Below are 25,097 nucleotides of genomic sequence, written 5' to 3'. Positions count from 1 at the left end.
GCTACACGCCGATCAAGCGATTCGCCGTGCCACCGAAAAAGGATTTGTGGTGCTCCTTCACCCAGTCGAGCCGCGCCCAGGCGTCGGCCTGCCAGGCGTAGGGAAAGGTGATGTAGGGGAAGTCGGAGCCGTACAGCAGGCGCTCGGCGTAAGGGGCCAGCGCGGCGGGCGCGGGATCCTGAACCTGTATCATCGGCGGCACGTTGGTGAACGAGACCTCCAGGTGCAGGTTGGGGAAGCGGTCGAGCAGCGCGAGATACGCGGCGGTGTCCGGCGCGCCCAGGTGCGCGATGACCGCGGTGAGGTTGGGGTTTTTCTCGAGTCGCCGGCGCGTGTTGTCGAAATCGAGCACGGCGCGTTTGTCGGGGTAGGGCTCGTTGCCGGCGTGCAGCACGCAGGGCATGCCGCGCTCTTCCAGCAGGTCGAAGGCCGGGTCGAGACGGCTATCGTGCAGGCCGACTTGCTGCACTTCGGCGTGGATTTTCATGCCGCGCGAGCCCAGCGTGTTCACGGCGTACTCGGCTTCGGCACGCACGTCGTCTTCGGGATGGACGGTGAAAAAGGGCACGATCTGCGGGTGTTGGCCCGCCTGCTCGGCGAGGTACTCGTTCAGGCCGCGGGCGATGCCCGGCTTGTGCGCGTAAGGCAGCGCCCAAAAGCGTTCGACACCGAAATGTTCTAGGTGTCGCAGGACGTCGGCGGTTTTGGGCGGGTAGGGCAGGTTCCAGCCCACGGCCTTGAACCAGTTGGCGATGGCCGCGAACAAGTCGTCGGGAAAAAGGTGCACGTGGCAGTCGACCGCAATGGGCGCGAGCGGCTTTTGCGTTACGGCGGCGGGTTTCCACTGCATCATGCGTTGTCCTTGGTCGCCGATTTGTCGACGGTTTGCAGAATTGTCACCTTGCCCTTGCGCGTTTGGCGAAGGTGGCCGTTGGTTTGCAGAGTTTTGATCACCGCCGTGAGTTCGGCTTCGGTGCGGCCGCGCAGGAACTTGCGGATAATTTTCGCGCGGGTCTGGCCCGTGGCGCAAAAGACGAGGATGGCGTCTTCCAACTCGTCGCCGAGCGGTTCGTTTACGGTAACCCGCGTGAAGCCGGGGTTGCCGCTCGGGAACTGTTCGCCCGGCGTGAAGGCAAGCTTGGCGGCATGGCGGCGCAGCAGGGCGTGCAATGCCGATTTGATCGAGCGATCGGCCAGGCCGGTCGTGCTGTAGCCGTGGACAACGGTGAGTTCGGCGCCCCGATGGTGCCGGGCCAGGCGGTTGTACTCCTCGCGGAAGGCGGCCAGCGCCTCTTTGACGGTCATGCCGTGTAGGTCGAGTTCCATCGTGCCTAGCGGGCGAACCACGTGGAGGGGTTGGGCCCCATCACGAAATCGATCGTGCCGCCGTTCACTATCTGGTCATGGGTGAAGAAGGGCTCGGTGAGGTCCTCTCCGTTAAGCTGCACCGACTGCACGTAGACGTTCTCCGGGCTGTTGTTCTCGACGCTGATGGTCAGGTCGCCGCCGGGCAGGTGGAGCACCGCGCCGTCCCAAAGCGGGCTGCCGATGGTGTAGATATCGGAGCCGGCCAGGGGGAAGAAGCCGAGCGAACTGAAGACGTACCAGGCCGAGAGCGTGCCGCAGTCGTCGTTGCCGTCCAGGCCGGCGGGCTCGTCGCGGAACTTGGCCTCCATGATCCAGCGCGTGTATTTCTGGGCGAGGTCGGGGCGGCTGGTGTAGTTGAACATGTAGTTGTGGAACATGTTCATCTCGTTGCCGAACCAGTAGTAGGTATCGGGCAGCAGCGCGTTATCCGGACCGCCCTGGCCCATGCGGAAGGCGTAGTCGAGCTTAGTGACGAAGTCTTCCTCGTTGTCGAACAAGCCGATGAATCCTTCCGGATCATGCGGTACGTAGAAGCTCCAGTGCCAGGCGTTGCCCTCCACGTAGTACTCGCTGAACACATTGGACCGCCACCAGCCGTCCAGGAAGTTGCCGTCGCAGGAGCGCGGCTCCATGAACTTGGTTTCCGGGTTGAAGTGCTCCACGTAGTTCTGGCTTTGCGCGAGCAGTTGCGCGGCGTCGGCGGTATAACCCAGCGCGTCGGCCCACCAGGACATGGCCGCGTCGTTGTAGTAGTACTCCAGCGCGTCGCTGGCGCCTCGCGCCCTGTTCTCCACACAGATGTAACCCTTATCGAGGTAGTTCTGGAGGTCCGTGCGTCCGCGCGGCGCGGTCGGGCTGGTGGCCACTTCGTACGCGGCGTCGTAGGCGGTTTGGACATCCCACCCGTCGATGCCTTTGAGGTAGGCTTCGGCGAAGACCATCATGGCGCTGTTGCCGATCATGCAGCCGGTGTAGCCGTCGCCGGCGGGCCATTGGGGCAGCGCGCCGCCTTGTTCGATCATCCGCACGAGGGACTGCATCATGTCGCCGCTTTCTTCGGGCTCGATCAAAAAGAGCAGCGGGTGCTCGGTGCGGAAGGTATCCCACAGCGAGAAGTCGGTGTAGTAGTCCACGCCCTGGTCGTCGTGAGTGGCTTCGTCGAACCCGCGGTACTTGCCGTTGGGCTCGCTCCATTTCGTAGGCATCATATGCGTGTGGTAGAGCGCGGTGTAAAAGATGCGCCGCTGCTGCTCGGTGCCGCCGACCAGTTCGATCTTGCCCATGACATCGCGCCAGGCGTTCTGGTTGTCGGCCACGGCGTCGTCGAGATCCCAATCCGGCATCTCGGCGGCGAGGTTGGCTTCGGCCTGGGCGACGCTCTGGAAACTAATGCCCACGCGCAGCAGCACGGGCTCGCCCTTGGCCACGTTGAAACCGAAATACGCGCCGACGTCTTCGCCCTGCGCCGAGGTTTCACCGCTTGACGTGTTCCCGTTTTCCCAGATGCCGTGCTCGGTGAAGGGTTCGGAAAACTGCATGGCGAAGTAGATCATCACGCCTTCGTTACGACCGACCAGGCCGCCGTCGTGGTGGACGGAGCCGGTCATGGTTTGGTTCGGCACGTCGATTTCGAAGTCGGCGGTTTCGATCCAGCTATCCTCGATTTTGGAGCACGGATTGACCACGAGGTAGCGGTCGCCGTCGCCCATCCAGGTGTAGCGGTGCAGCCCGGCGGACGCGCGGGCGGTGAGTTCGACTTTCACTTCCGGGTCGGTCAGGTACACGGCGTAGTAGCCGGCCTCGGCGTATTCGTTGGTCTTGATAAAGTTGCTGCGGTAGTTCTTTTCGCTGATGGTGCGGCCGGGCGCTTGGTTCATCGCCATGACCATCAGGTTGCCGTAATCGGCCGCGCCCGTGCCGTGGAAATGGGTGTGCGTGAAGCCGCGAATCTCGGTGTCGGAGTAGATGTAGCCCGAGAAGTGGTTGAACGTGAAATGCATGCCGAGCCAAGACGTATCGGGGCTTAGCGACATCAGGCCGTAGGGCCACTTGGGGCCGGGGTAGCCGCTGGCGTAGCCGAAGGCGAGGCCGCCGGTGCCGATGAAGGGGTCGACGTAATCGAGCACGTCGGGCGGCGCGGTATCGTCGTCATCGTCATCGTCATCGTCATCCGTCGTGTCGTCGTCGTCGGCGGTGTCATCGTCGTTGCTATCGTCATCGTCGTTGTTATCGTCGTCATCGTCGTCGTCACCGGGCGTGACGTCGTCGTTGTCATCGTCGTCGTCATCGCCGCACGCAACCACGGCACCAACCAGAGAAACAACCAGCAAGAGAATCCAGAACCAGCGAAACGCGCTCATGACAGCCTCCTCGGGCGTTTTTACAGGCCGTCATGGTACATCGGGATGCGCGTCGTCGGAAGCGGGGTGTCAGCGGGCCATTTTGGTGAAGAGGATCTTCATCGTGTTGAGAAGCGCCTTGATATCAAATCCCAAATTCGTGTGCTTGATGTAGTACAGATCGAGCTGCAGCTTCTCGCGGGCGTCCTCAACCGAAGCGCCGTAGGGGTAGCGCACCTGCGCCCAACCGGTGATGCCCGGCTTCACGACGTGGCGCTGGTTGTAGTAGGGGATGACCGCCGAAAGTTACTTGACGAAGTAGGGCCTTTCGGGCCGCGGCCCCACGAAGCTCATCTCGCCTTTGAGCACGTTCCACATTTGCGGAATCTCGTCGATACGAAAGCGGCGGATGAAGCGACCGACCGGCGTGACGCGCGTGTCGTTTTGCGCCGCCCAGACCGGGCCGGATTGCGCTTCGGCGTCCATGTACATCGAACGGAACTTCAGCAACATGAAGGTCTTGCCTTGCAGGCCGACGCGCTCTTGCCGGTACAAGACCGGGCCGCGGCTGGTCAACATGATCAGCATGGTGAACAGGATGGCGATCGGGGCGGTCACCACAATGCCGACCATGGAGGAAACCAAATCGAAGGCGCGTTTGAGAAACAGGCGCAGGCGGTCGACTTTGAACCCCTCGGTGAACACGAACCAACTCGGGCGCAGGGATTCGAGAATGATCTTTCCCGAGAACAACTCGTGGAAGGTGACGTTGTCGATAATGCGCACGCCGGTGAGTTTGAGTTCCATCAGTTCTTCGGTCGGTAGGTTTCCGCGCTGCTCGTCCAGGGCGACGATGATCATGTCGAGGGGGAATTCGTCCGCGATTTTGATCAGTTCCTTGGCGTGGCCGAGCACGGGAAAGCCCAGGACGTCTTCTTGATCCGAGTGCTTTTCGGTAATGACGCCCAGCACGTCGTAGCCCGAGTGCGCGTAGCGCAGCACGTCTTCGAGGACGGATTGCGCGGCGCGGCCCGAGCCGAGAATCACGACCCGCTGCGTGAAGCTGGACTCGCGGCTGAATTCGTTCCACAGCAAGCGGTAGATGATGGTGGCGAAAATGGAGATCGGCACCGTCAACGTAAGGATGTAGTCACTCGTTTTCGGCGTGTCCCAGATGGAATCGATCAGCGTAACGAGCAAAATCGCCGCGATGAAAGCTTTCAGCAGATTGGTGAAAAACTCGCGGAAGGAAATGTGCAACGCCACTTCGTACAGATCGAAGTAGTGGTAGCAAAGCTTGATCACCATGTACAACAGGAAAAACGAGCCGAGTTTCTCAACGGTAAATACCGGATACGCGTCGTACAGAAAACGCAGGTACCCGGCAAGCGAAATGCACCCCAGGACGATCAAGTCCTGGAACACCGTAAAGACAAAGGTACGGCTTGTGTTGGAACGCATCGTTATCCTGCCACAATTAGAGTTTTATCATGAGCCACGCGGTGCCGCGGAGTCAAGGTAAAACGGGAGCTTTGGTTTGTGGTGACTGTGAGATTCGGCTATACTCACGCCGCCGGAAGGCCTGTTTTTGTTGGATTTGTATTGCGGAGGATGTGTCTCATGAAACGCTCAATAGTGTGGCTGGTAATACTCGTGTTTGCCCTCACCCTGGCTGCGGCTTGCGGCGGCTCCGGAGGCGACGATGAAACCGCGACCGACCGCGCCACCGACGATGACGAAAGCCCGCCGGTAACTCCCGGCGACGACGATGACAACGACACCTCCGGCGACGACGATACTTCCGGCGACGACGACACCGGCGGTGACGACGATGACGACGACAATGATACCTCCGGTGATGACGACACGACCGGCGACGATGATGACGACACCGCCGGCGACGACGACGATGACGACGATAACGACGACGACGATGATGACGACGATAATGACGACGACGACGATGATGACAATAACGATGATGACAGCTCGCCGGTGCCCGACCCCACGGCAGAAATTATCTCGCCCGAAAACGGCCAAACCTACGTCGGCGTCAACGTAGACGTGGACATTGCCGTGTCCAACATGGACACCTGGGTCGTGACGCTTAACGGCGAAGATATCTCCGGACAACTCACCGCGACCGCCACCTCGATCACCGGCAGCCTGACCGGCCTGACCGACATCAAGGGCGTCTACAGCCTCTTCGTGCGCGTCGACAACGCCGCCGGGTGGGCCACCGATAACGTCAGTTTCACTTACGATCCCGGCGATCCGCCGAGCGTGGACATCGTGGCGCCCGTCGGGGGCGAAACCTATATCACGCCCGAAGTGGATGTGAACATTGCCATCGGCGAAGTGGACACCTGGTCGGCCACGCTCAACGGCGACGATGTCACCGATCAACTCAGCGCCTCGGCAACCAGCATTTTCGGCTCGCTGGGCGGCCTGACCGCGGGCGCGCATACCTTGCACGTGGACGTGTCCAACGATCTGGGCGCCAACTCGGACGAAGTGTCCTTCAACATGTCCGACGGGGCGTATCTGGACCTGCAACTCTCGCACGCCACGGCGCAGGTCGGCACGGAAGTGACCCGCGCGGTGACCGCGTACGACGAAGAAGGCAACGACATCACCGGCAGCGTGACGGTCAACCACACCGTCGCGCCGGAAACCGGTTGGACGCAAAACGGCGAGGTGTTCACCTTCATCGCCACGGGCGAATTCGTGTTCACCTCCAGTTGCGAATTCGCCGGCAAGGAACTGCTTTCGGACACCGAAACCCACTACGCATTCGACGAAATCCCCGCCTCGATCAGCCTGGCGGTTTCCTCCACCGATATCCCCGCCGGCAGCACGGTCATCGCCAACGCCTTGGCGCTCAATCAATTCGACGACCCGCTGCCGGATGCGCAGATCGTTTTCACGGTCACGCCCGGGATCGGCGTCACGCAAAACGGCAACCAATTCACCTTCGTCGCCACCGGCTCGTTTGAACTGAAAGCCGAGGCGCTGGGCTATCCGGCCGTGTTCTCCACCAAGACCATCGAGGTGCGGCCCGGCTTCCCGCAGGATGTGGATATCGACATCGAACCGCCGTTGATCTTCAACGCGGGCACCACGAAAAATTACACCGTGGAAGGCCAGGACATCTACGGCAACACGATCGAAGAAGGCTTCACGGTCTCGGTGTATCCCACCACGGGTATCACCCTGGACGAAGAGGCGCAGACGATTACCTTCATGCAGGCCGGCACGTTCTCCATACGGGCGACCTACCTGACGGTTTCGGACCAGGAAACGGTCATCGTGCTCGACTTCGCCCCGCCGGTCGTCGAGTGGACTTCACCTGCTCGCGGCACCTTCACCCAAGCCTCGCAAATCTATCTGGGCGGTAACGTCTACGACGTGGGCGGTGAAATCGCCGTGTTCCAGATCAACGACATGGATATTCCGTTCGCCGGGGGCATGTTCTATGTGCCTTTCCCGCTGGAAGTCGGTTTGAACATTTTCGAAGCCTACGTGGAAGACGGGTCCGGGCGCAGCGCGTTTTACTCGCTGAGCGTCTTGCGCGGCGATTACCTGCCCAACGGCTCGTGGGTCGATGACTCGGTGGGCGCGATGGTCACCGAAGGCGGCTTGGATGAAGTGGAGGCGATCGCCGAGGACTTCCTGGCCACCGAATTCAACCTCGAACAACTGCTCGAGGACAACCTGACGATCAACGAGGTCTTCGATCTGGGCTTCCTGGTGTGTACCGTCGACTTGGCGCCGGACAGCGTGTCGATCGATCCGATTCAACTCACGCTGAACGCGACGACCGGCTACATCGCCACCGAAGTGCTCATCAACAACCTCGACGTGAGCATTGCGGCCGACATCTCCTGCACCAAGGATGACGGTTCCGAAGTCCAATACACGGGGACGTTGTCGGCCGACTGGATTCGCGCCTCGACGCCGGTGTATGTGGGCTTGGACGGCAACCACGACCTGATGATCACCATCGGCGACATCACCATCAGCAAGCAGGGGCTGTCGCTGGTGATCAGCGGCGTCGACCCGCTGTTGACCACGGCGCTGCTCAACGCGTTGTGGCCGATCGTCGAAGACTACGCGAACCAGATCATCCAGGATGAAGTGCCCGCGATCATCGAGGATCTGCTCGGCGATTTGGAGTTGGCGTTCGAATTCGATTTGCTCGGGCACCAGCTTTCCGTGGAGGCCGAGTTCAACGATTTGGAGGTCGAGGAAGAGGGTATCGAGATTTGGCTCGACGCCATCACCGACGTGGACTCTTACGACCCGACCGTGCCGGCCCACGACGGCTCGTTCTACAAACTGACCTCGACGCCGCACTTCGGTCAAAACACGCCGGGCGGCCTGAACTACCAAATCGGCGCGGCGCTCAGCGGCAATTTGATCAACCAGATGCTGCACATCGTGTACCGCTCGGGCTTGATGTCCTTCACGCTGGATTCCACCACCGCGCCGCAATTCGGCTTCACGTGGGATATGACCGCGGGGGATCTCGAACTGTTCTTCCCGGGCATCAGCGACATCGCCGGGGCCGACGCCGAGGTGGCGATCGAGCTGAATCCGCTACTGCCTCCGGTGGTGGACATGAACCCGGCCGATGAGGTTGGCCTGGAACTCGAGATGGGCGAGTTCTTCCTGAATCTGTCGGTGGTGCCCGAGACCGGCGACCCGGTCGACGCCATGCAGATGGTGATCGCCCTGCAGGCGCCCGTCACCGTGGGCACCAACGTGGAAGGCACGGCTCTCGATTTCTCCATCGGCTTCCCGACGATCAGCCTCGACGTGATCGAGTCGATGTTCATTTTGCCCGACGAGTTGCTCGAGATTTTCCTGCCGGGGCTGGTGTCGATCGTGTTGCCGCTGATCACGGCGTTCCTCGACGAATTCCCGATCCCCGCGTTCGAGGGGTATTCGGTGTCGATCCTCGAACTGGCCCCGATCGGCCTGAACAACGCGTACCTTGGCGTCTACGGCGACCTGATTCAGGTCCCGCCGGACAAATGGCTTTGGGAGCATTATCTTCGTTAGATGTTGCCCGTCGGCTTGCCGCCAACCGGGATCGAGGAGCCAGAAAAATATGCGACAGCAAAGTATTGCCATAGCTCTTACCGCGGCGCTGGTTTTGATGGCCGGCGCCGCTTTTGCCACCGTCACCATTCCCGCCTCGGATGCCGACATCGGTTTTTTGGGCGAGCAGGGTGATAACATCGGCTTCATCACCGCGACCGGCGATTTCAACGGCGACGGCGTTACCGACCTGTTCATCGCCGCGCCGGGCGACTGATTCGCCGCGACTTCGCCCCGGGCGGGTGAACGTATTTTCGGACTGTTCGGCCCCTTCGACGACCTCTCGGGGTCGGTTCCCCTGGCCGATTACAAACCCGACGTGCTCATCTACGGACCACCGAATTGCGGCGGTTTCGGCGGCTCGCTGACCTTGGCGGATTTGAATGACGACGGCCTCGACGACGTGGTCATCGGCGATTTCATCTCGCAACCGGGAAGTTACATGTGGGCCGGTGAGGTCACGGTGATGTACGGGCGGGATGACACGCCGCCGGAATGGGTCGTCGACCTGACCGAAAGCGAGCCGGACCTGCGCGTCTACCACGACCGCGAATACATGCGGCTGGGCATCGCCATGGGCTCGGCCGATTTCAACGGCGACGGCGTCGATGACCTGCTGATCGGCTCCGGACCCTACGAAGACGCCGGGCGGGTGTACGTGCTGTTGGGGCCGATCGATCGCCCCGCGTCGCCGCGCACCATCGATCTGGAAAGCGAGCCGGCCGATTTCACGATTTTGTCGCCCGGCCATTTTGGGGACGGTTTCGGCAAGATCTTCGCGGTCGCGGATCTGGACGGCGACGGCAAAGACGACGTGCTGATCGGCGCGCCGGATTACACCGACGACGGCCATCACGGCGCGGTTTTGCTCTTTCTGGGGCGAACTCCTTCGGCTGACGGCGAGGATCTCAAGGATCCCGACGCCGTGATTTTCACCGGCGATGACGCGGCCTTCTTGCAGTTTGGCGTCGAAGTGGCCTTCGGCGATTACCTCGGCGATGCAACGCCCGACGCGATTATCGCCGACCCCTTCTACGACGTGGCGGGCAAGTTCGCGGGCGCCTTGCTCGTGATCGACGGCACCCGTCTGACGCCGGGCGCGTTGTTGGATGTCACCACCGACGGGGCCGATTTGACCCTACTGGGCGCGGGCGATTGGAACTACTACTTCGAACACGTCGCTCTCACGCACCTGCCGGACGCCAAGGGCGAGCCCAGCCTGATCTTCGCCGCGCCGAAAGAGATCTACGGTGGCTTTTCCTACAACGGCATCGCGGCGCGCATCGATACCAGTCGCCTGGATGGAATGGGCGACGAGGTGCCGGTGGCCGATGTGGACGCCAACGCGCTGTACTACGGACCCGCCGACCAGTTTTTCCTCGGGCAGATGGTGGAAGTGGCGGAGTTGAACGGCAACGACACACCCGATCTGCTGCTGGGGGCGAACGGCTTGTTCGGCGCGGAGATGGGCGGCGCGATCCTCGTGTTTTTCGACCACGTCGCGCCGGGCTTTCCGGGCGACGATGACGACGACGATGACGACAACGACGATAATGACGACGATAACGACGACAATAACGATGACGACGACACCGATGACGACACCGATGATGACGCGGACGACGCCGATGACGACGCCGGCGATGACGATGACGACACAAATAACGACGAAAACGACACCGATGACACCGATGCGGCGGGCGATTCATCCGACAACGGTGACGATAACGACGCTTCCGGATGTGGGTGCTGAGGCGGGAAGTTAGTTACACGCCAGCCGGCGTGCGGTCAAATCCCATTGTTTGATGATCGTCGATAGCTGCGGATGCGTGCCGCAAATTTCGTCGCGGAGCGCCGCGGCGTCCGACCAATTCTCGACGTATTCCGCGTTGAAAACCGCTTTGCCTGCCTGCAGGAAAGGAGAGAGCATGTCGCATTCGTCGTATGCGCGGCATTGTTCGTTGAGCGCCCAATCGAAATTGTCGACGAGTTCCGCAACTTGGTCCAAATCGTTTTTCAACCCGACCGACAGCCCTCGCGCGTGCGATTGCGCCGCCAGCCAGCGGTTGTAATCAAGCTGGTCAGCGTTGGTCAGGCCGAAGCCGTTGGCGTTGGTGTAACCGTCGACGTTGTCCGGTTCCACGGCGTCGCACCCTTTGGCCGCGGCCAGATCAAGGCGTTTTTCCATCACGTTGCGCACGGCGTGATTACGAATATCCAGCCAGCGCTCGTCGGGCCATCCTTCCAGCGTTTCGCCCTTTACCTGCGCCGGGAATTCGTCCGCATCTTCCCGCCAGTTTTCCCAACTTCCGGCGGAGAAATAACAGATCACCGTACGCCCGTCCGCCTGCAATCCGGCGATGGTTGCAACTTCGACGTCGAACAGATCGATGTCGTACACGTCCACGTCGAAGGAGTCGTCGATCGGTCCGAGCAGTTGCCACTGCCACGTCGTTCCCACCGGCGGCGACCAGTCGCCGCCCGCGTGGTGGTTGCCATTGTCGTCGTTACCGCCGCAGCCGGCGGTGATTGCAAGAAGGGTCGCGGCCAACCATAAGACCGCGGTTGGAGTGGTTCGAATCATTGCGTGCCGCTCTCCACATCGTAGGCCGAGCTATTTTCCCGCAGAGCGGGAAGCGTTGCAAGCTACGCCCGCCAGTCCATTTCGTTGACTCCGCGCGTCGCTCCGTTTATCCTCTACCCGCAACAACGGTCGGGAAACACGGCTTTACCAACGAGGGGATTTCTGCATGCCCAAACCCAAGGTGGTTTTCGCCATCGGTCGCGAAGAACGCCCGGTGATTTTTACTTTCGCCCCACTGGCAGCCATGCGCCTGGCGGCGATCCTCGACGACCACGGGTTCGACGGCCGCATTCTCGACGCCAAACGGCACCCGCATGACTGGGAAAACGCGGTCGAAAACGAACTGCGGGACGCGCTGGCGCTGGTGATCATCGGCAAAGTCGGGCGGCAACTCGTCGATTTAATCACCGCCACGCAGGTGGCCAAAAAGGTGCGGCCCGATCTGCCCGTCGTGTTTTCCGGCTGGCAGGCGTCGATGGCGCCCGAGGCGAACCTGGGCGAGCCGACGCTCGATTACTGCACCGTGGGCACGTCGGAAACGACGCTGCCCGAGTTGATGACCGCGCTGGCCGGCGGCGGCGACGTGTCGCAAGTGCCCGGACTCGCCTACATGGAGGGCGGCAAGCTGCGGCTGACCGCGCCGCGCCCGCTGGACAAAAACCTCGACGATTTCCCGTCCGGGTGGGACAAGGTCGACCTGGACTGGTACATCGGCCGCGACGGCGGGCGGTGCCAGCAGATGATTCAGGGCATCGACCGGGCGATCAATTACACCTCGTCGCGCGGGTGCCACGGCAAGTGCACCTTCTGCCACATCACCTCGCTGTTCGAGCGTGGCTGGTTCGGCCAAAGCGTCGAGCGCGTACTGGCCGACATGGAATTACTCATCAAGCAGTACCGCGTCGAGGGCTTCGATTTCCACGATTCGAATTTCTTCACCAACAAGGTGCGGGCGCGTCGCGTTATGGAGGGGATGATCGACCACGGCCTGGTCGTGCCCTGGCGCACCAGCGTGCGCGTCGATCAAATGCTGCGCTACGAAGAAGATTACATGCAACTGATTCATGACAGCGGTTGCCGCGAACTGGCCATCGGCGGTGAGTCGGGCAGCCAGCGAATCATGGATTTGATCCTCAAGGAAATCCGGCCCGCCGATGTTTTGGAATGCAGCCGGCGGGTTATGAAGTACGGCATTCACCCTGTGTACTCGCTGATGGTCGGCTTCCCCGACGAGAAAAACTGGCACGATACAAAGCACACGTTGCGCTTCATGGCCGAGCTCAAGGAATTGGCGCCCGACGCCGACATGTCGCACTTCTACTACACGCCGTTTCCCGATACGCCCCTGTACGACTGGGCCCACGAGTTCGGGCTGCCCTACGCCAAGCGGCTTTCCGATTTTGTCATCTACAGCCCGTACGACCCCGAAATGCCGTGGGTCGACGAAAAACTGGCGCGCCTGCTGCATATGGCCACGCGCTTCTATTTCAAATTCGCGATCCCCGACACGGTGATGCAGGAACGAATGCGCACCCACAAACTGCGGCTGCCCCTGCGCCTGCTGCACCGCCTGAGCCGCTGGCGTGTGTTCAAGCTGCGCTACGAGTGGCCCCTCGAGTACAAGCTGGCGCGCTTCGTCAAAGACACGGTCATCGGCAAGTGGGGATGGTTCAAAGGGCTGCGTGAGGTTCTGTAAATGACGCTCGAATTGCGAACGGTGTCCGATCGGGACGGCCTGCAACAACTGCAGGAACCGTGGGAAGCGCTGTCGGCCGCCGGGGCCGGGGACGCGCTCTTCAGCTCGTACGCGTGGAATGCGACATGGTGGAAGCACTACGCCGAACTGGGGCAATTGCACATCGTGGTCGCCGAGGACGAGCAGCGGGTCGTGGGCATCATGCCGCTGTTTCTCGCGACGCGAACCTTCGGCGAAGTCGAAATCGACATGATCGGCGAGCGCAAGATGCCGGTGCCGGGCAAGGGAACCAAGGTGCGCGTGCTGGCCTACCTGGGCAGCGGCGAAATCTGCTCGGATTTTCTCCAACCCCTGGTGCTGCCGGGGCGGGAGGAAGAAATCGTCGACGCCATGCTCGGCCATCTGAAAAACTCCGGCGGTTTTGACGTGATCGATCTGTGCGACATGCCCGCCGAAAGCCCGGTGGCCCCCGCGGTCGGCAAGAGCCTGGCGCGACACTTCGGCGGGGCGCGGCGGCGCTTTCGTTACGTGGCGCCGTATGCCGAGTTGATGGGCGGCTACGATGCGTACCTGCAAACCCTGAGCAAGAAGGGCCGCTTCAACGCCCGCAAAAAGGTGCGGCAGCTTCAACTCAACCATGAGGTCGTACACCGCAACCAAAACGACCCGGACACCCTCGACACGGACATGGATCGCTTCATCGCGCTGCACTTGGAGCGATGGAACGCCGACGGCCTGCCGGGCGTGTTCGTCAACGAACGCTTCATCGGCTTTCACAAGGAAATGGCCCGCCTGGGCCTGCAATGCGGCTGGCTGCGGCTCGGCCTGTTGGAGATCAACGGCGAACTCGTGTTCGCCACCTACGCCTACCGGGTCGGCGACCGGGTGTATCTCTATCAGCAGGGCAGCAGCGCCGACCCGCATTGGGACCGCTACAACCTTGGCTACGTGGCGCTGAGTTACGCGGTGGCCGAAGCGGCCGACGACGGCGCGGCGGAGTACAACTTTCTGCGCGGCGACGCCGCGTACAAATTGCATTGGGCAAAGCTGACGCGGGAATTGGTACAGTGGCAGGCGGCTCGCGGCGTGCGCGGTCGCGCCTTCATGCTGCACAGCAAGCTCAATACCGACGACGAACTGCGCGGCAAGGTCAAGCGCCTGTTGGGCAAAGGATAAACCATGCGATTGAACCGACTGCTGGGATTGATGATCGTCGCCTGCGCTGTGCTGAGCACGGAAATCGTGCTGACCCGCGTGTTCTCGGTCATGATGTGGTACCACTTCGCCTTCCTGGCCGTCAGCGTCAGTTTGTTCGGCTTAGGGCTCGGCGGCATTGTGCTGCACGTCTTGGGCAAACGGATCGAGGATCGCGAAGACTCGCTGCTGTCTTGGTCGGCATCGGCGTTCGGCGTGGCGAGCGGCGTGTTGATCCTCACCCTGCTTTCGCTGAAGGTCGGCGATTTCGATCTGTCGGTTTCGGGGATGGGCAAGCTTGCGCTGGTGTATATGCTAGCCGCGCTGCCGTTCACGGCGGCGGGCCTGTTTGTGGCGGGCATGCTGCAACTGGGGCACAAGCGCGCCGGGAAAGTCTACTTCTTTGACCTGGTCGGCGCGGGGCTCGGCTGCCTGTTGACCATTCCGCTTTTGCGGCTGGTCGGCGGGCCGGCGGCGGTGCTGGTGGCCGGCGCGTTGGCGGCGCTGGGCGGCGTGGTGGCCGCGGGCTCGTGGCGGCGGCCGGTGCAATTCGGCAGCGCCCTGGCCGTGGCCGTGATCCTGCTGACGATCACCGCGGTGCACCTGGCGACCGGAGCCGATCTGCTGGAACCCAAATACACCAAGGGCAATAAAGAGCCGGCGCGCCTGGCGGCCGAGTGGAATAGCTTTTCGCGGGTGATCGCCTTCGCGCGGCCGGAACTGGGCGACATCATGCTGGAGATCGACGGCATCGCGCACACGCCGATCACGCCCTTTGACGGCGACGCGGCCAAGACGCAGGTGCCGTCGGCGAATTTGCAGCGCCTGCCCTTCATTTTGCGGCACGACGCGTCGGTGCTCGTTTTCGGCAGCGGCGGCGGCGAGCACATTCTGACCGCGCTGGACGCGGGGGCGAAGCGAATCGTCGGCATCGAGTACAACCCCATCGTAGTGGACATGGTGGAAAAGCGTTTCGCCAACGTAAGCGGCGGCTTGTTCCAATGGCCGGGCGTCTCGGTGGTTGTCGACGAGGGCCGCAGCTACATCCGCCGCACCAACGAGAAGTACGACGTGATTCAGTTCACGCTGATCGACACCTGGGCGGCCACGGCGGCCGGGGCGTTCACGCTGACGGAAAACAACGTGTTCACCGTGCAGTCGATGCACGAGTATCTCGACCACCTGCAGCCGGGCGGATTGGTGAGCATCAAGCGGTGGTTCGAGGCGAAGGAAATCGTGCTGCGGCTCATGGCGCTGGGCAAGACCGTGTTGATCCAGCGCGGCGTGAAAGAGCCCGAGAAGCATTTCTTCATCGCGCGCAACGACGAGTTCGCCAATCTGATGATCAAGAACGAGCCCTTCACGCTCGATGAAATGGGCGACCTGGTCGAGCAATGCGCGAAAATGGACCTGCGCATCGTCTACAGCCCCTTCCACGCGGGCGAAAATCCGGAGTTTGAGGAACTGGCGTTGCGCGGCGACATGGCCGCCTGGTTCGCCGAGCAGACCCTCGACCTAACCCCGCCGACCGACAACCGGCCCTTCCTGTTTTACACCCTGCGCCTACGGGACCTGCCGGATGTGTTCTCACAAGCCTACAGCGCCAAGATTCACAACATCGGCCCCTTGCTGCTCTTTGCGCTGCTCGGGTTGGTGTTCGTGTTCGTCGTGCTTTTGATGCTGGTGCCGGCGTACCTGGCGCGCGACAAGGAAAACAATCCGCCTCTCAACTGGGGCCTTTATTTCGCCGCGCTGGGCTTGGCGTACCTGCTGGTCGAGGTGGCGATGATGTCGAAGTTCATCCTCTACCTCGGTCACCCGACCTACGCGCTGGCCGTCGTGTTGTTTACGTTCTTGATGTCCTCGGGGTTCGGCGCTTGGCTTAGCGAGCGCATTTACCCTGATATCGCCATTCCCCGCCTGCGCATTGTCGTCGGCGTGCTGGCCTTGTACGCGGCGGTGTTTATGGTCGTGAGCCCGTCGCTGTTTCACGCGACGCTGGCTATGCCGTTGGTTTCGCGCATCTCGATTTCCGTGGCGGCGATCCTGCCGCTGGGCCTGCTGATGGGAATTCCGTTCCCGTTGGGCATTCGCTTGCTCGGTTACGATCACCCGAACGGTGTGCCGTGGATGTACGCGGTCAACTCGGCGGCCAGTGTGCTGGGCTCGGTCGCGGCGATGTTGCTGGCGGTGCACTTCGGCTTCTCCAGCGCGATCACCGCCGGACTCGTGCTGTATATCGCGGCCGGTTTTCTACTCTAGCCCGGAGGGGCGCGACCGATGAGCGCTTTTGCGCGGATCGCCAAAAACACCGCGGCGCTCGCCGTGGGCAACCTGATCGCCAAATTGCTGAGCCTCGTCTTTTTGGCCTACATGGCGCGGCGGCTTGGGGATATCGACTTCGGTCGCTTTTCCGTGGCGATGGCCCTGGTCGGTTTGGTGGCGGTGATCCCCAACTATATTGCGCGGCCCTACATCATTCGCGAAATAGCCCGCCGCCGCGACAGCGTCTCGCGCATGCTCACGCAAATCAGCATTACCAACATTCTGCTGGCGCTGGCCGTGTTCGGCGCGCTGGCCCTGGTGGCGCCGCACCTGGGCTATCATCCGCGCACGGTGCAGGCGATTGTCATCCTCGGCTTCGCCCTGGTGTTCGACGCGACGACGGCTAGCTACCACGCCACGCTGGCCGGTTTCGAGCGCATGGAATTGTCCGCGGCGCTTAACGTGTTCAACACGGTGACGACCGTGGCGCTGGGCGGCGCGATGCTGGCGTCGGGGTACGGCTTGATTCCGCTGGTGTCGATGTACGCCGTGGCCAAAGCCCTGACCTTGCTGCTGGCGTTGCGCTTCTTGCGCGGTTTGGAGGCCGCGCCGGACGCCAAGCTCGACGTGCCACTGATGAACGAGATGCTGCGGGCTACGTGGCCCTTTTTCATCACGACCCTGTTCATCATTTTCTACGCGCGGCTGGATATCGTGATGCTTTCGTTTTTCAAGCGCGACGCGGCGGTGGCGGAGGTTGGCTATTACAACGCCGCCTACAAGGTGATGGAAGGGCTGGGGTTGGTGACCGCCAGCTTCGTCTCGGCGATGTACCCGTTTCTCGCCCGATTGTTCGTGGACAACCGCGATCGCCTGCGGCTCGTGTTCCGCCGCGCCCTGCGTTACCTGCTGGCCTTCGTGCTGCCGGCCGCGACGGGCCTGGCGATCATCGCGTGGGACCTCATGCCGCTGATGTTCGGCCCCGAATTCGCCCCGGCGGCCGCGGCGCTGGCGATTCTCGTCTGGGGGCAGGCGCTGGACAGCATCAACCCGCTGCTGGCCCAAACCCTGCGGGCCACCGATCGCGAATGGTCGGTCGCCAAGGTGACGGGGATCGGCGCGGCCTTCAATTTCGCGGCGAACTTGGCGCTGATTCCGTCTTTCGGCTTGTACGGCGCGGCGGTGGCGACGGTGGCCAGCTTCGCGTTGGTGCTCGCGATCAATCAGCACATTCTGCGGCGGGCGCTGGGTGCGTTTGATATCGCCGGACCGCTGGCCCGCACGGTGTTGGCGACGGCGATCATGGCTATAGTATTAATCGCCATGAGCCGATTTGTTTTGCATGAATGGTCGCCCGGCGGCCGACTGGCGGTGCTGATTGTCCTCGGCGCGATCGTGTACTCGCTGGCGGCCACGGCGCTGGGTGTCGCCGACCGCGAAGATCGGCGTTTTCTGCGCGACCTGATCCGGCGAAAGAGCCGCCGCTCGGAAAGGAATTGATGCGCGTTTTGCTGATCGATAACAGCCCGCAGATGGGCGGCAGTATTCATAGTGCCGCGACGCTGCTGCGCGGCCTGAGCTCCCTGGGTGTCCAGACGGGCCTGGTGGCCTCGCGTCCGGACCTCTTTGCCTCGCTGCTCGGCGAGGAAACGACGCGCCTGCCCATCGAGTGGGACGGCTTTCGCAACGTGTTCGATCCCGCCCACGGCCTGAGCGGCGGCGGGCTGCCTTTTCTCGGGCAAACGCTGGCGTTGCGACGCTTCGGCAAACGGATCGGACCGGAAATCAAGCGCGCCATCGAGGACTTTGGCCCCGATCTCGTACACGTGAACAATCTCAACCTGCCGAATTTGCCGGTGATCGTGGCCGTGCGGGATACTGCCTCGCCGGTGACGCTGCACGTGCGCATGATCCGCGAATTCAGCCGCCGCGAATTGTTGCCGCTGGATCGAGCGGCGTGGGTCCTGTGCATCAGCGAAGCGGTCAAGCGACTGCTGCTCGAACGGTCCTCGGTACCCGCGGAGCGATTCGTCGTTGTACCCAACGGCGTCGATGTCGACGCTTTCGATACCGCGCCCAACACCGAGTTGCGGCGGGAACTCGGGCTGCCGGTCGAAGCGCCGGTGGCGCTGCTGGTCGGGCGTCTAACCACGTGGAAGGGGCAGCACGTGGCCATCGCCGCCTGGCAACGCGTCGTGGCCCGGCATCCGAACGCCGTGTTGGCACTGGCGGGCGAGGGCGGCGCGGGGTACACGGAAAATTTGCAGAAACTCGCGGCCCACCTGGGCTTGGCGGATGCGATCCATTTCCTCGGCCAGCGCGGCGATATTCCCCGCGTCATGGCGGCGGCGGATCTTGTCGTGCACGCCAGTTGTTTTTCCGACCCGGCGGAGGGGACGGTGGAAGCCTTCGGGCGGGTGGTCATCGAAGCCATGGCGGCGGGGCGACCTGTCGTGGCCACGCGAACCGGCGGCGTGCCCGAACTCGTGCGCGACGGCGTCACCGGCCATCTGGCCGCGCCCAACGACCCTGAAGACCTGGCGCGACGCATCGTGGCCGCATTCGACGACGCCGACTGGCGCGCTAAAGCCGGCGCGGCAGGGCGTCGGGAAGTCGAGCAAACCTATGGACAAGCGGTGGTCGCCCGGCGGGTTCTGGACCTCTTCGAGCGCGCGGTGGCCTCGGCCCGCGGGGAGTAACGCCGCCTGATGCGCTGGCCTATTCTCGACGTTTTGTTGGTGCCCGGTGTGGATTGGGCGGATTACTTTCCGGCCACCGGTGCGGCGAAACCTCGGCACGTGGCGCGTTTGACGGCGAATCTTTCGTTTCTACTCGAGCGGTTTCGGGCTTATTCGGTTACGGCGACCGTCGGCGTATTCGGTGAGACCGTGCGCCAAGAGCCGGAACTGGTCCTGGCCATCCACGCGGCGGGGTGTGAGATCGCCGCCATGACCGACACGGCGCGCGACCCGTGGACGATCCCACCTGGAGCCCTGCGGGATGAGGTAGAGGCAGTAATATCCGCCATTTCGGAACTCGATTTGCCGTCACCGGTTCGTTTTATGCCGCCGTTTCCCTCCAACCAGCAACTATCGGCGGCGCACGTTGCGGCGCTGCGGGAGGCGGGCATACAACAGGCGTTGGGTTGTCGCGGCGAAGGAATCGACTCGCTGCCGCTCAGCACGCTTTTCGACTGGCCGCTGGCGGGAACCGTGGCGCGCCTGGTCCCGGTGTGGCTGACGCGGCGGGCGCTTGGCCCGGCAGGCGGCGTCTTGTGCCTGACGCCCGTGGACATCGACCCCGGCGCACCGGGCGGCGGTTGGGGACGCGGGGCTTGTTTGCGGCGGCTGCCGCGGCTGCTCGGCGACGGCTTTGTTGCGGCGGAGCGTCGGGCGATAGACGTGGCCGGTTAAGGCCCCCGGCGGCGGCACACCAACATGTTCCCGATTTGCGTTTCAACGTCGTAGTGGTGGGATATCCATTCGGCAAGCGTACGGAAATCGCGCCGCAAAATCCCTAACGAATCCAGGCCGTGACCGGTGACCCAGGGCATCACGTCTTGGGTGACCAGCACGACGTAGGCGGGCGGTCGGCGGCGCAGGTCGTCTTCCAGTTCGCGCACCCACGCCGCGGGACGCCATGCGGCGGAGAGGGCGAAATTCGAACAGAAGCGCGTGGGCGGCCGGCGGTCGGAGAGGTAGTAGATAAGCTGTTCGAAGCCCCAGACGAACACGCCGTCTTCCGCTTCTGTATGGTCGCGCAGATAGGCCGCGACGCCGTAGTTCGCGGTGGCGGAGAAGTCGCCGCCTTGGTCGACCGAGTCGAAGCTGCGCAGGTGGGCGGCGCGATCCAGCCGCCCGATGGCCAGGTTCCAAGCGTGCCCGGCGCGGGTGAGGTTGGTGTCGCCGACGCGCCAGAGGAAGAGCCCGGCTGCCGCGACAAAGACGACGATCCCGGCGATGGCCCAGGCGCGGCGCCGTTCGCGGAAGAGGTCGGCAATCCACTGCACAAAGAGGCCCGCGAGCAGGGCCAGCGGGGCGAACAGGGGCAGCCAGTGGTAGGCGAAAAACTTGCCCATGATCGCAAATCCGACGAAGGTCGCGAGCAGCCAAACCACGACCGTGACACCCCGGCGATCACGTTTTTTTGCCGCGACGAGCGACAGAGCGGCCAGCAGGCCGGGCACGGCGGTCAGCGCGTGGCGGACAATGAAATCGCCGAACACCCGCCGCAGCAAGCGCCAGAATTCGACGTCCAACACCGAGGCGGTGGTCACTGCATACTGCGGCGCGAAAACGAAGAGCGTGTAGAAGAACTCGCCGAAGCCGCCGGTCAGCAACATGTGCAGCAAAAAGGCCGCGACCGGAAGGAAAAAGCCGCCGCAAACGAAGCCGAAGCGCTGCAAACGCGGCTTCCAGGCGTACGCGCCACCCTCGGCGTCGGGCCAGAGGAGCCAGGCGATGACCGGCAGGAAAAGCAATCCGTGGGTGAAACGGGCGAGGAAAACAAGGCCCACGAGCAGCCCCGCCAGCAGGTCGGTCGTTCGTCGAGTGCCGGAGAGGCACAGCAGGGTAAGGGTCATCGGCAGCGCCAGGAAAGCGTCGAAATTGGCCAAATGCCAGAAGTCGTGACCGAAGAAATAGGCCGCGGGATAAAGCAGGCCGGCGGTCAGGCCGGTCACGTTGCCGAACCAGCGGCGACCCAGGGCCAGCAGCGATAGGGCCGTCGCCGCCTGCCAAAGCAGGTCGAACAAGCGGAGCGACCACGGATGCTTGCCCAGGACAAGCGAGACCAACGCGTTCAGATATAAGACGCCCGGTGGTTTGATGTCCCAGGCATCGACGTATGGCGCGCCGCCGCCGGCGATGACTTCGCCGATGTACAGACCAATGCCGTGGTCACGGCCCAGCGGCAGGGAAAGGCTGGGTAATCCGCAAGCGAGAGCGACAAGGAGAACGACGGCGATTTCGACCCACGGGACGGCGGTTTGCGGGGCCGCCGGCGGGGTCGAATCGCGCACCGCGTTCCGCCTTAGGTTTCGTCGTTATTGGTTTCGGGTTCGCCGTTCTCTTCGGAGACCGGGATCGGTTCTTCTTCTGTCTCTTCTTCCGCCTCTTCGTCCAAGCCGTTGTCGATGTGTTCTTCATCGATACGCGCCACGGCGGTGACGTGTTGATCGGGTTCGAGGTTGATCAACCGCACGCCTTGGGTGTTGCGACCCGTGATGCTGATGTCGAACACGCGCAGGCGAATGATTTTGCCGTCGTCGGTGATGAGCATGATTTCGTCGTCGTCGTCCACTTGCTTGAGCCCGACGACTTCGCCGTTGCGTTCGGAGAGCTTCAGCGTGTAGACGCCCTGGCCGCCGCGATGGCGCAGGGGATATTTCTCCACCGGTGTGCGTTTGCCGTAGCCGCGGTTGCTGACGGTCAAAATAGTCGGCGCGCCGTAGCGCTTCTCGTGGCCGTTTTCCTCTTCTTCGTTTTCCGCCGCGGGCTCCTCGATCTCGTCGCTCTCATCTTCCTCGATCGGCACGCGGGAAGCGTCGGCGACCAGCATGGAAACGACGTCGTCGCCGGGCACCAGGGTGATGCCTTTGACGCCGCGGGTATTGCGTCCCATTTTGCGCGCGTCGCTTTCGGAAAAGCGGATGGCTTTGCCGTGGCGGGTGCCGAGCATGATGTGTTGTTCGCCATCAGTGAGCACGACGCCCACGAGCGCGTCATCTTCGTCGAGTTTGACGGCGATGATGCCGTTCGTGCGCGGGTTGGAGTACGACATCAGGTCGGTGCGTTTGACCACGCCGCGCCGGGAGGCGAACACGAGGTTTAACCCTTCATGGAACTCACTGACGGGCAGGATGGCGGTTAGCTGTTCGTCTTTTTCCTGGAGCTGAATCAAGTTGATGATCGCCTTGCCGCGGGCAACCCGCCGGGCGCGGGGGATTTGGTAGACCTTGAGCCAATATACGCGGCCGGCGCTGGTGAACACGAGAATGTAATCATGTGTGCTGGCGGCAAAGACGCGGTCGACCACGTCCTCTTCCTTGGTATCCATACCGATCTTGCCTCTGCCGCCACGGTGCTGGGCGCGATATTCGGAAAGCAGGTTGCGCTTGATGTAGCCGGATTTGGTGACCGTGACCACGACCTGCTCGTCGGCGATGAGGTCTTCCAGATCCAGCTCGCCGGTGTCTTCGAGGATCACGGTGCGTCGCTCGTCGCCGAATTTCTCCCGCACTTCGAGCAGTTCGTCTTTGATGACCTGCATCAGCAGGTCTTTGCTGGCCAGGATGGACTTGAGTTCTTCGATGACCTTGAGGATTTCGTTGTATTCCGCGACGACCTTGTCGCGTTCCAGGCCGGTCAATTTTTGCAGGCGCATGTCGAGGATGGCTTGCGCCTGACGCTCGGAGAGGCCGAAGCTTTCCATCAAACCTTGCCGCGCGGCTTCGGGCGTGGCGCTGCCGCGAATCAGGGTGATGACGGCATCGAGATTATCCAGGGCGATTTTCAAGCCTTCGAGGATGTGGGCGCGCTCTTCGGCCTTACGCAGTTCGTGACGCGTGCGGCGGGTGACCACTTCGCGCCGGAAGGCGATGAACTGCTCGAGGATTTCCCTGATGTTGAGCACCTGCGGGCGGTTGTCGACGAGGCACAGCAGAATGATGCCGAAGGTCGTCTGACAGTTGGTGAGTTTGTAAAGCAGGTTTTCGATCACGGCACTGTTGGCGTCTTTTTTCAGTTCCAACACGACGCGCACGCCGTCTTTGTCGGATTCGTCACGCAAATCGGAGATGCCTTCGATTTTTTTGTCTCGTACGGCGTTCGCGATTTCCTCGACGAGCCGGGCTTTGTTTACCTGGTAGGGCAGTTCGAAGATGATAAGTTTTTCGCGGCCGTTCTCTAATTCTTCGATCTCGATTTTCGCGCGGACCGTCAGTTTGCCGCGCCCGGTGGTGTACGCATCGATAATGCCCCGCCGGCCGAATATGAACCCGGCAGTGGGGAAGTCGGGTCCGGTGATTGTCTCCAGCAATTCATAGATCTCGATGTCGGGGCTTTCGATCATGGCGATCGTGCCGTCGATCACTTCGCGCAAATTGTGCGGTGGGATCTTGGTGGCCATGCCCACGGCGATGCCTTCGGCGCCGTTGACCAGCAGGTTGGGCACCCGCGAAGGCATAACGACCGGCTCGAGCTTGGATTCGTCGTAGTTGGGTTGCCAATCGACGGTGTCTTTATCGATGTCGGCCAGCAGTTGCTCGGCGAAGCGGTGCATGCGCACTTCGGTGTAGCGATAGGCGGCGGCCGGGTCGCCGTCGAGGCTGCCGAAGTTTCCCTGGCCGTCGACCAGCGGGTAGCGCATGGAAAATTCCTGGACCATGCGCACCATGGTGTCGTAGATCGCGGCGTCGCCGTGGGGGTGGTAGGTGCCCATGACTTCGCCGACGATGCGGCCGGCTTTTCGGTAGGCTTTGCCGGCGTTGTTGCCGGTGTCGTTCATGGTGTGCAGGATGCGCCGGTGTACCGGTTTGAGCCCGTCGCGCACGTCGGGCAGGGCGCGGCCTACGATTACGCTCATGGCGTAATCGAGGTAGGACTGACGCATTTCGTCTTCGATGTTCACTGGAATTTGTCGGTCGGGGGCCATAATTTTGTCCGCTTTTCTTTCGTAAGTCGCCGTGAAAAACCGCGGTTAGTCGTCATGAAAAATCGCGCCTAAATGAATCGTTAATTTATACCACAATGGCGGTTTGCGGTCAATGGCGGAGGGTGTATTGTCCGCAAAATAAGCCCTTCAAAAACAACACGTTACGCCCGCTTGGCGCGGTGCGGCGAAAAGAGGCTTCAGGGACTGGGACCGGGAGGTCCTTTTGGGCTCAGCGTTTGGCCAGGCAGAAGCTTTCCAGCCAGCGCACCCAGGCGTCCAGGCCGTCGCCGGTGCGGCAGGAAACGGGGATCAATTCGGCGCGGGGATTGACCGTGCGCAACTTCGCTTCGAAGTCGGTGAGGCGGAAATCGGTCAAGGCGACCAGATCCATCATGTTGACGACCACTGCCTGACAGTGCGCGAAGGCCGTTTCGAATTTGCCCGGCAGGTGTTGCGCGCCGGCGGCGGCCACAACAACCACTGAGGCGTTGACGCCCAGGGGCGGGTCGGCCGCGTGGGCGCCGACTTGCTCGACGAGCACGAGGTTCGGGCCGACGTCGGCCAGTGCCGCCAGAGCCTGCTCGACCATGGCCGCGTCCAAGTGGCCCAGTTGCCCGACCTCCACCGCGACGGTGGGCAGCCCGGCCTCGGCCAGCGTTTCGGCGTCGGTGTGGTCGGCGGGGGAGGCGGCGATGGCGGCGACCGTGAAGCTTTCGGATACCCGGCCCTGGGTCGCGGCAATCAAATTCGTGCGCCCGGTGCCGGGTTGGCCGTAGAGCGCGACGAGTGCGGCGCCCCGGTCGCGGGCGAGGGTTTGCACGCGTTCGGCGGCGGCCTCGTGGGCGGTGCGCACGTTTCGCAGGTAGATGGGTTCGTTCATGGTGCGTTGATGATA

General features: G+C 62.4%; 16 protein-coding genes and 1 pseudogene. 9 read left to right on the top strand and 8 right to left on the bottom strand.

What is annotated here, in order from left to right; genetic code table 11:
• Position 1: 1 nt before the first annotated feature.
• The 4 genes and pseudogenes from P9L99_05430 to P9L99_05415 form a co-directional block, all read right to left on the bottom strand.
• On the bottom strand, positions 2-853 hold the full coding sequence (locus tag P9L99_05430; GenBank protein MDP8222782.1) for an amidohydrolase family protein: 852 nt from the start codon (positions 851-853) through the stop codon (positions 2-4).
• Positions 850-1,347, bottom strand: a complete 498-nt coding sequence (locus tag P9L99_05425) for a Smr/MutS family protein (GenBank protein MDP8222781.1) — start codon at positions 1,345-1,347, stop codon at positions 850-852. Before P9L99_05425 ends, P9L99_05430 begins: the two co-directional genes overlap by 4 nt.
• Positions 1,332-3,728, bottom strand: coding sequence for a GH92 family glycosyl hydrolase (locus tag P9L99_05420; GenBank protein ID MDP8222780.1), 2,397 nt, complete (start codon positions 3,726-3,728; stop codon positions 1,332-1,334). Before P9L99_05420 ends, P9L99_05425 begins: the two co-directional genes overlap by 16 nt.
• 69 nt (positions 3,729-3,797) lie before the next feature.
• A pseudogene (locus P9L99_05415) lies at positions 3,798-5,168 on the bottom strand (TIGR03013 family PEP-CTERM/XrtA system glycosyltransferase).
• 159 nt (positions 5,169-5,327) lie between these two features.
• On the opposite strand from P9L99_05415, the gene P9L99_05410 reads away from it, so the two are divergent.
• From P9L99_05410 to P9L99_05400, 3 genes are all read left to right on the top strand, one after another.
• Entirely contained in the window at positions 5,328-8,771 is a 3,444-nt protein-coding gene (locus P9L99_05410) for a hypothetical protein (protein ID MDP8222779.1), read from the top strand.
• Positions 8,772-8,820: 49 nt separating this feature from the next.
• Positions 8,821-9,027: an FG-GAP repeat protein gene (locus P9L99_05405; GenBank protein ID MDP8222778.1), complete on the top strand. Its 207-nt coding sequence runs from the start codon at positions 8,821-8,823 to the stop codon at positions 9,025-9,027.
• 102 nt (positions 9,028-9,129) lie between these two features.
• Entirely contained in the window at positions 9,130-10,563 is a 1,434-nt protein-coding gene (locus P9L99_05400; protein MDP8222777.1) for a hypothetical protein, read from the top strand.
• A 9-nt stretch (positions 10,564-10,572) separates the two neighbouring features.
• Here the strand turns inward: P9L99_05400 and P9L99_05395 are convergent, their stop codons facing one another.
• Positions 10,573-11,394: an endo alpha-1,4 polygalactosaminidase gene (locus P9L99_05395; GenBank protein ID MDP8222776.1), complete on the bottom strand. Its 822-nt coding sequence runs from the start codon at positions 11,392-11,394 to the stop codon at positions 10,573-10,575.
• 166 nt (positions 11,395-11,560) lie between these two features.
• Between P9L99_05395 and P9L99_05390 the strand changes: the two genes are divergently transcribed.
• From P9L99_05390 to P9L99_05365, 6 genes are read left to right on the top strand one after another with little or no spacing between them, the layout of a single operon-like run.
• Positions 11,561-13,090: a radical SAM protein gene (locus P9L99_05390; protein MDP8222775.1), complete on the top strand. Its 1,530-nt coding sequence runs from the start codon at positions 11,561-11,563 to the stop codon at positions 13,088-13,090.
• Positions 13,091-14,266, top strand: a complete 1,176-nt coding sequence (locus P9L99_05385; GenBank protein MDP8222774.1) for a GNAT family N-acetyltransferase — start codon at positions 13,091-13,093, stop codon at positions 14,264-14,266.
• A 3-nt stretch (positions 14,267-14,269) separates the two neighbouring features.
• Positions 14,270-16,546, top strand: a complete 2,277-nt coding sequence (locus P9L99_05380; GenBank protein MDP8222773.1) for a hypothetical protein — start codon at positions 14,270-14,272, stop codon at positions 16,544-16,546.
• Between the two features lie 18 nt (positions 16,547-16,564).
• Positions 16,565-18,049, top strand: coding sequence for a flippase (locus P9L99_05375; GenBank protein ID MDP8222772.1), 1,485 nt, complete (start codon positions 16,565-16,567; stop codon positions 18,047-18,049).
• On the top strand, positions 18,049-19,248 hold the full coding sequence (locus tag P9L99_05370) for a glycosyltransferase family 4 protein (protein MDP8222771.1): 1,200 nt from the start codon (positions 18,049-18,051) through the stop codon (positions 19,246-19,248). Before P9L99_05375 ends, P9L99_05370 begins: the two co-directional genes overlap by 1 nt.
• A gap of 9 nt (positions 19,249-19,257) precedes the next feature.
• Positions 19,258-19,962: a polysaccharide deacetylase family protein gene (locus P9L99_05365; GenBank protein MDP8222770.1), complete on the top strand. Its 705-nt coding sequence runs from the start codon at positions 19,258-19,260 to the stop codon at positions 19,960-19,962.
• Here P9L99_05365 and P9L99_05360 read toward each other — a convergent pair.
• From P9L99_05360 to P9L99_05350, 3 genes are all read right to left on the bottom strand, one after another.
• Positions 19,959-21,569: a glycosyltransferase family 39 protein gene (locus tag P9L99_05360; protein ID MDP8222769.1), complete on the bottom strand. Its 1,611-nt coding sequence runs from the start codon at positions 21,567-21,569 to the stop codon at positions 19,959-19,961. The genes P9L99_05365 and P9L99_05360 overlap by 4 nt on opposite strands.
• An 11-nt stretch (positions 21,570-21,580) precedes the next feature.
• Entirely contained in the window at positions 21,581-24,202 is a 2,622-nt protein-coding gene (gene gyrA, locus P9L99_05355; GenBank protein ID MDP8222768.1) for a DNA gyrase subunit A, read from the bottom strand.
• 229 nt (positions 24,203-24,431) lie between these two features.
• Positions 24,432-25,082 carry a GTP-binding protein gene (locus P9L99_05350; GenBank protein MDP8222767.1) on the bottom strand — a complete coding sequence of 217 codons (651 nt, stop codon included), beginning with the start codon at positions 25,080-25,082 and terminating at the stop codon, positions 24,432-24,434.
• Positions 25,083-25,097 lie beyond the last annotated feature (15 nt).

This window comes from Candidatus Lernaella stagnicola, assembly GCA_030765525.1.
In the GTDB taxonomy this organism is placed as follows: domain Bacteria; phylum Lernaellota; class Lernaellaia; order Lernaellales; family Lernaellaceae; genus Lernaella; species Lernaella stagnicola.
The sequence above is the reverse complement of the archived record's forward strand: the minus strand, read 5'-3'. Positions and strand labels throughout refer to the sequence as shown.

What these genes read in the sequence shown, in the direction of transcription:
- P9L99_05430 (MDP8222782.1), bottom strand. Translation starts at nt 853, where the DNA reads ATGATGCAGTGGAAACCCGCCGCCGTAACGCAAAAGCCGCTCGCGCCC.
- P9L99_05420 (MDP8222780.1), bottom strand. Translation starts at nt 3,728, where the DNA reads ATGAGCGCGTTTCGCTGGTTCTGGATTCTCTTGCTGGTTGTTTCTCTG.
- P9L99_05410 (MDP8222779.1), top strand. Translation starts at nt 5,328, where the DNA reads ATGAAACGCTCAATAGTGTGGCTGGTAATACTCGTGTTTGCCCTCACC.
- P9L99_05405 (MDP8222778.1), top strand. Translation starts at nt 8,821, where the DNA reads ATGCGACAGCAAAGTATTGCCATAGCTCTTACCGCGGCGCTGGTTTTG.
- P9L99_05395 (MDP8222776.1), bottom strand. Translation starts at nt 11,394, where the DNA reads ATGATTCGAACCACTCCAACCGCGGTCTTATGGTTGGCCGCGACCCTT.
- P9L99_05390 (MDP8222775.1), top strand. Translation starts at nt 11,561, where the DNA reads ATGCCCAAACCCAAGGTGGTTTTCGCCATCGGTCGCGAAGAACGCCCG.
- P9L99_05385 (MDP8222774.1), top strand. Translation starts at nt 13,091, where the DNA reads ATGACGCTCGAATTGCGAACGGTGTCCGATCGGGACGGCCTGCAACAA.
- P9L99_05380 (MDP8222773.1), top strand. Translation starts at nt 14,270, where the DNA reads ATGCGATTGAACCGACTGCTGGGATTGATGATCGTCGCCTGCGCTGTG.
- P9L99_05375 (MDP8222772.1), top strand. Translation starts at nt 16,565, where the DNA reads ATGAGCGCTTTTGCGCGGATCGCCAAAAACACCGCGGCGCTCGCCGTG.
- P9L99_05370 (MDP8222771.1), top strand. Translation starts at nt 18,049, where the DNA reads ATGCGCGTTTTGCTGATCGATAACAGCCCGCAGATGGGCGGCAGTATT.
- P9L99_05365 (MDP8222770.1), top strand. Translation starts at nt 19,258, where the DNA reads ATGCGCTGGCCTATTCTCGACGTTTTGTTGGTGCCCGGTGTGGATTGG.
- gyrA (MDP8222768.1), bottom strand. Translation starts at nt 24,202, where the DNA reads ATGGCCCCCGACCGACAAATTCCAGTGAACATCGAAGACGAAATGCGT.
- P9L99_05350 (MDP8222767.1), bottom strand. Translation starts at nt 25,082, where the DNA reads ATGAACGAACCCATCTACCTGCGAAACGTGCGCACCGCCCACGAGGCC.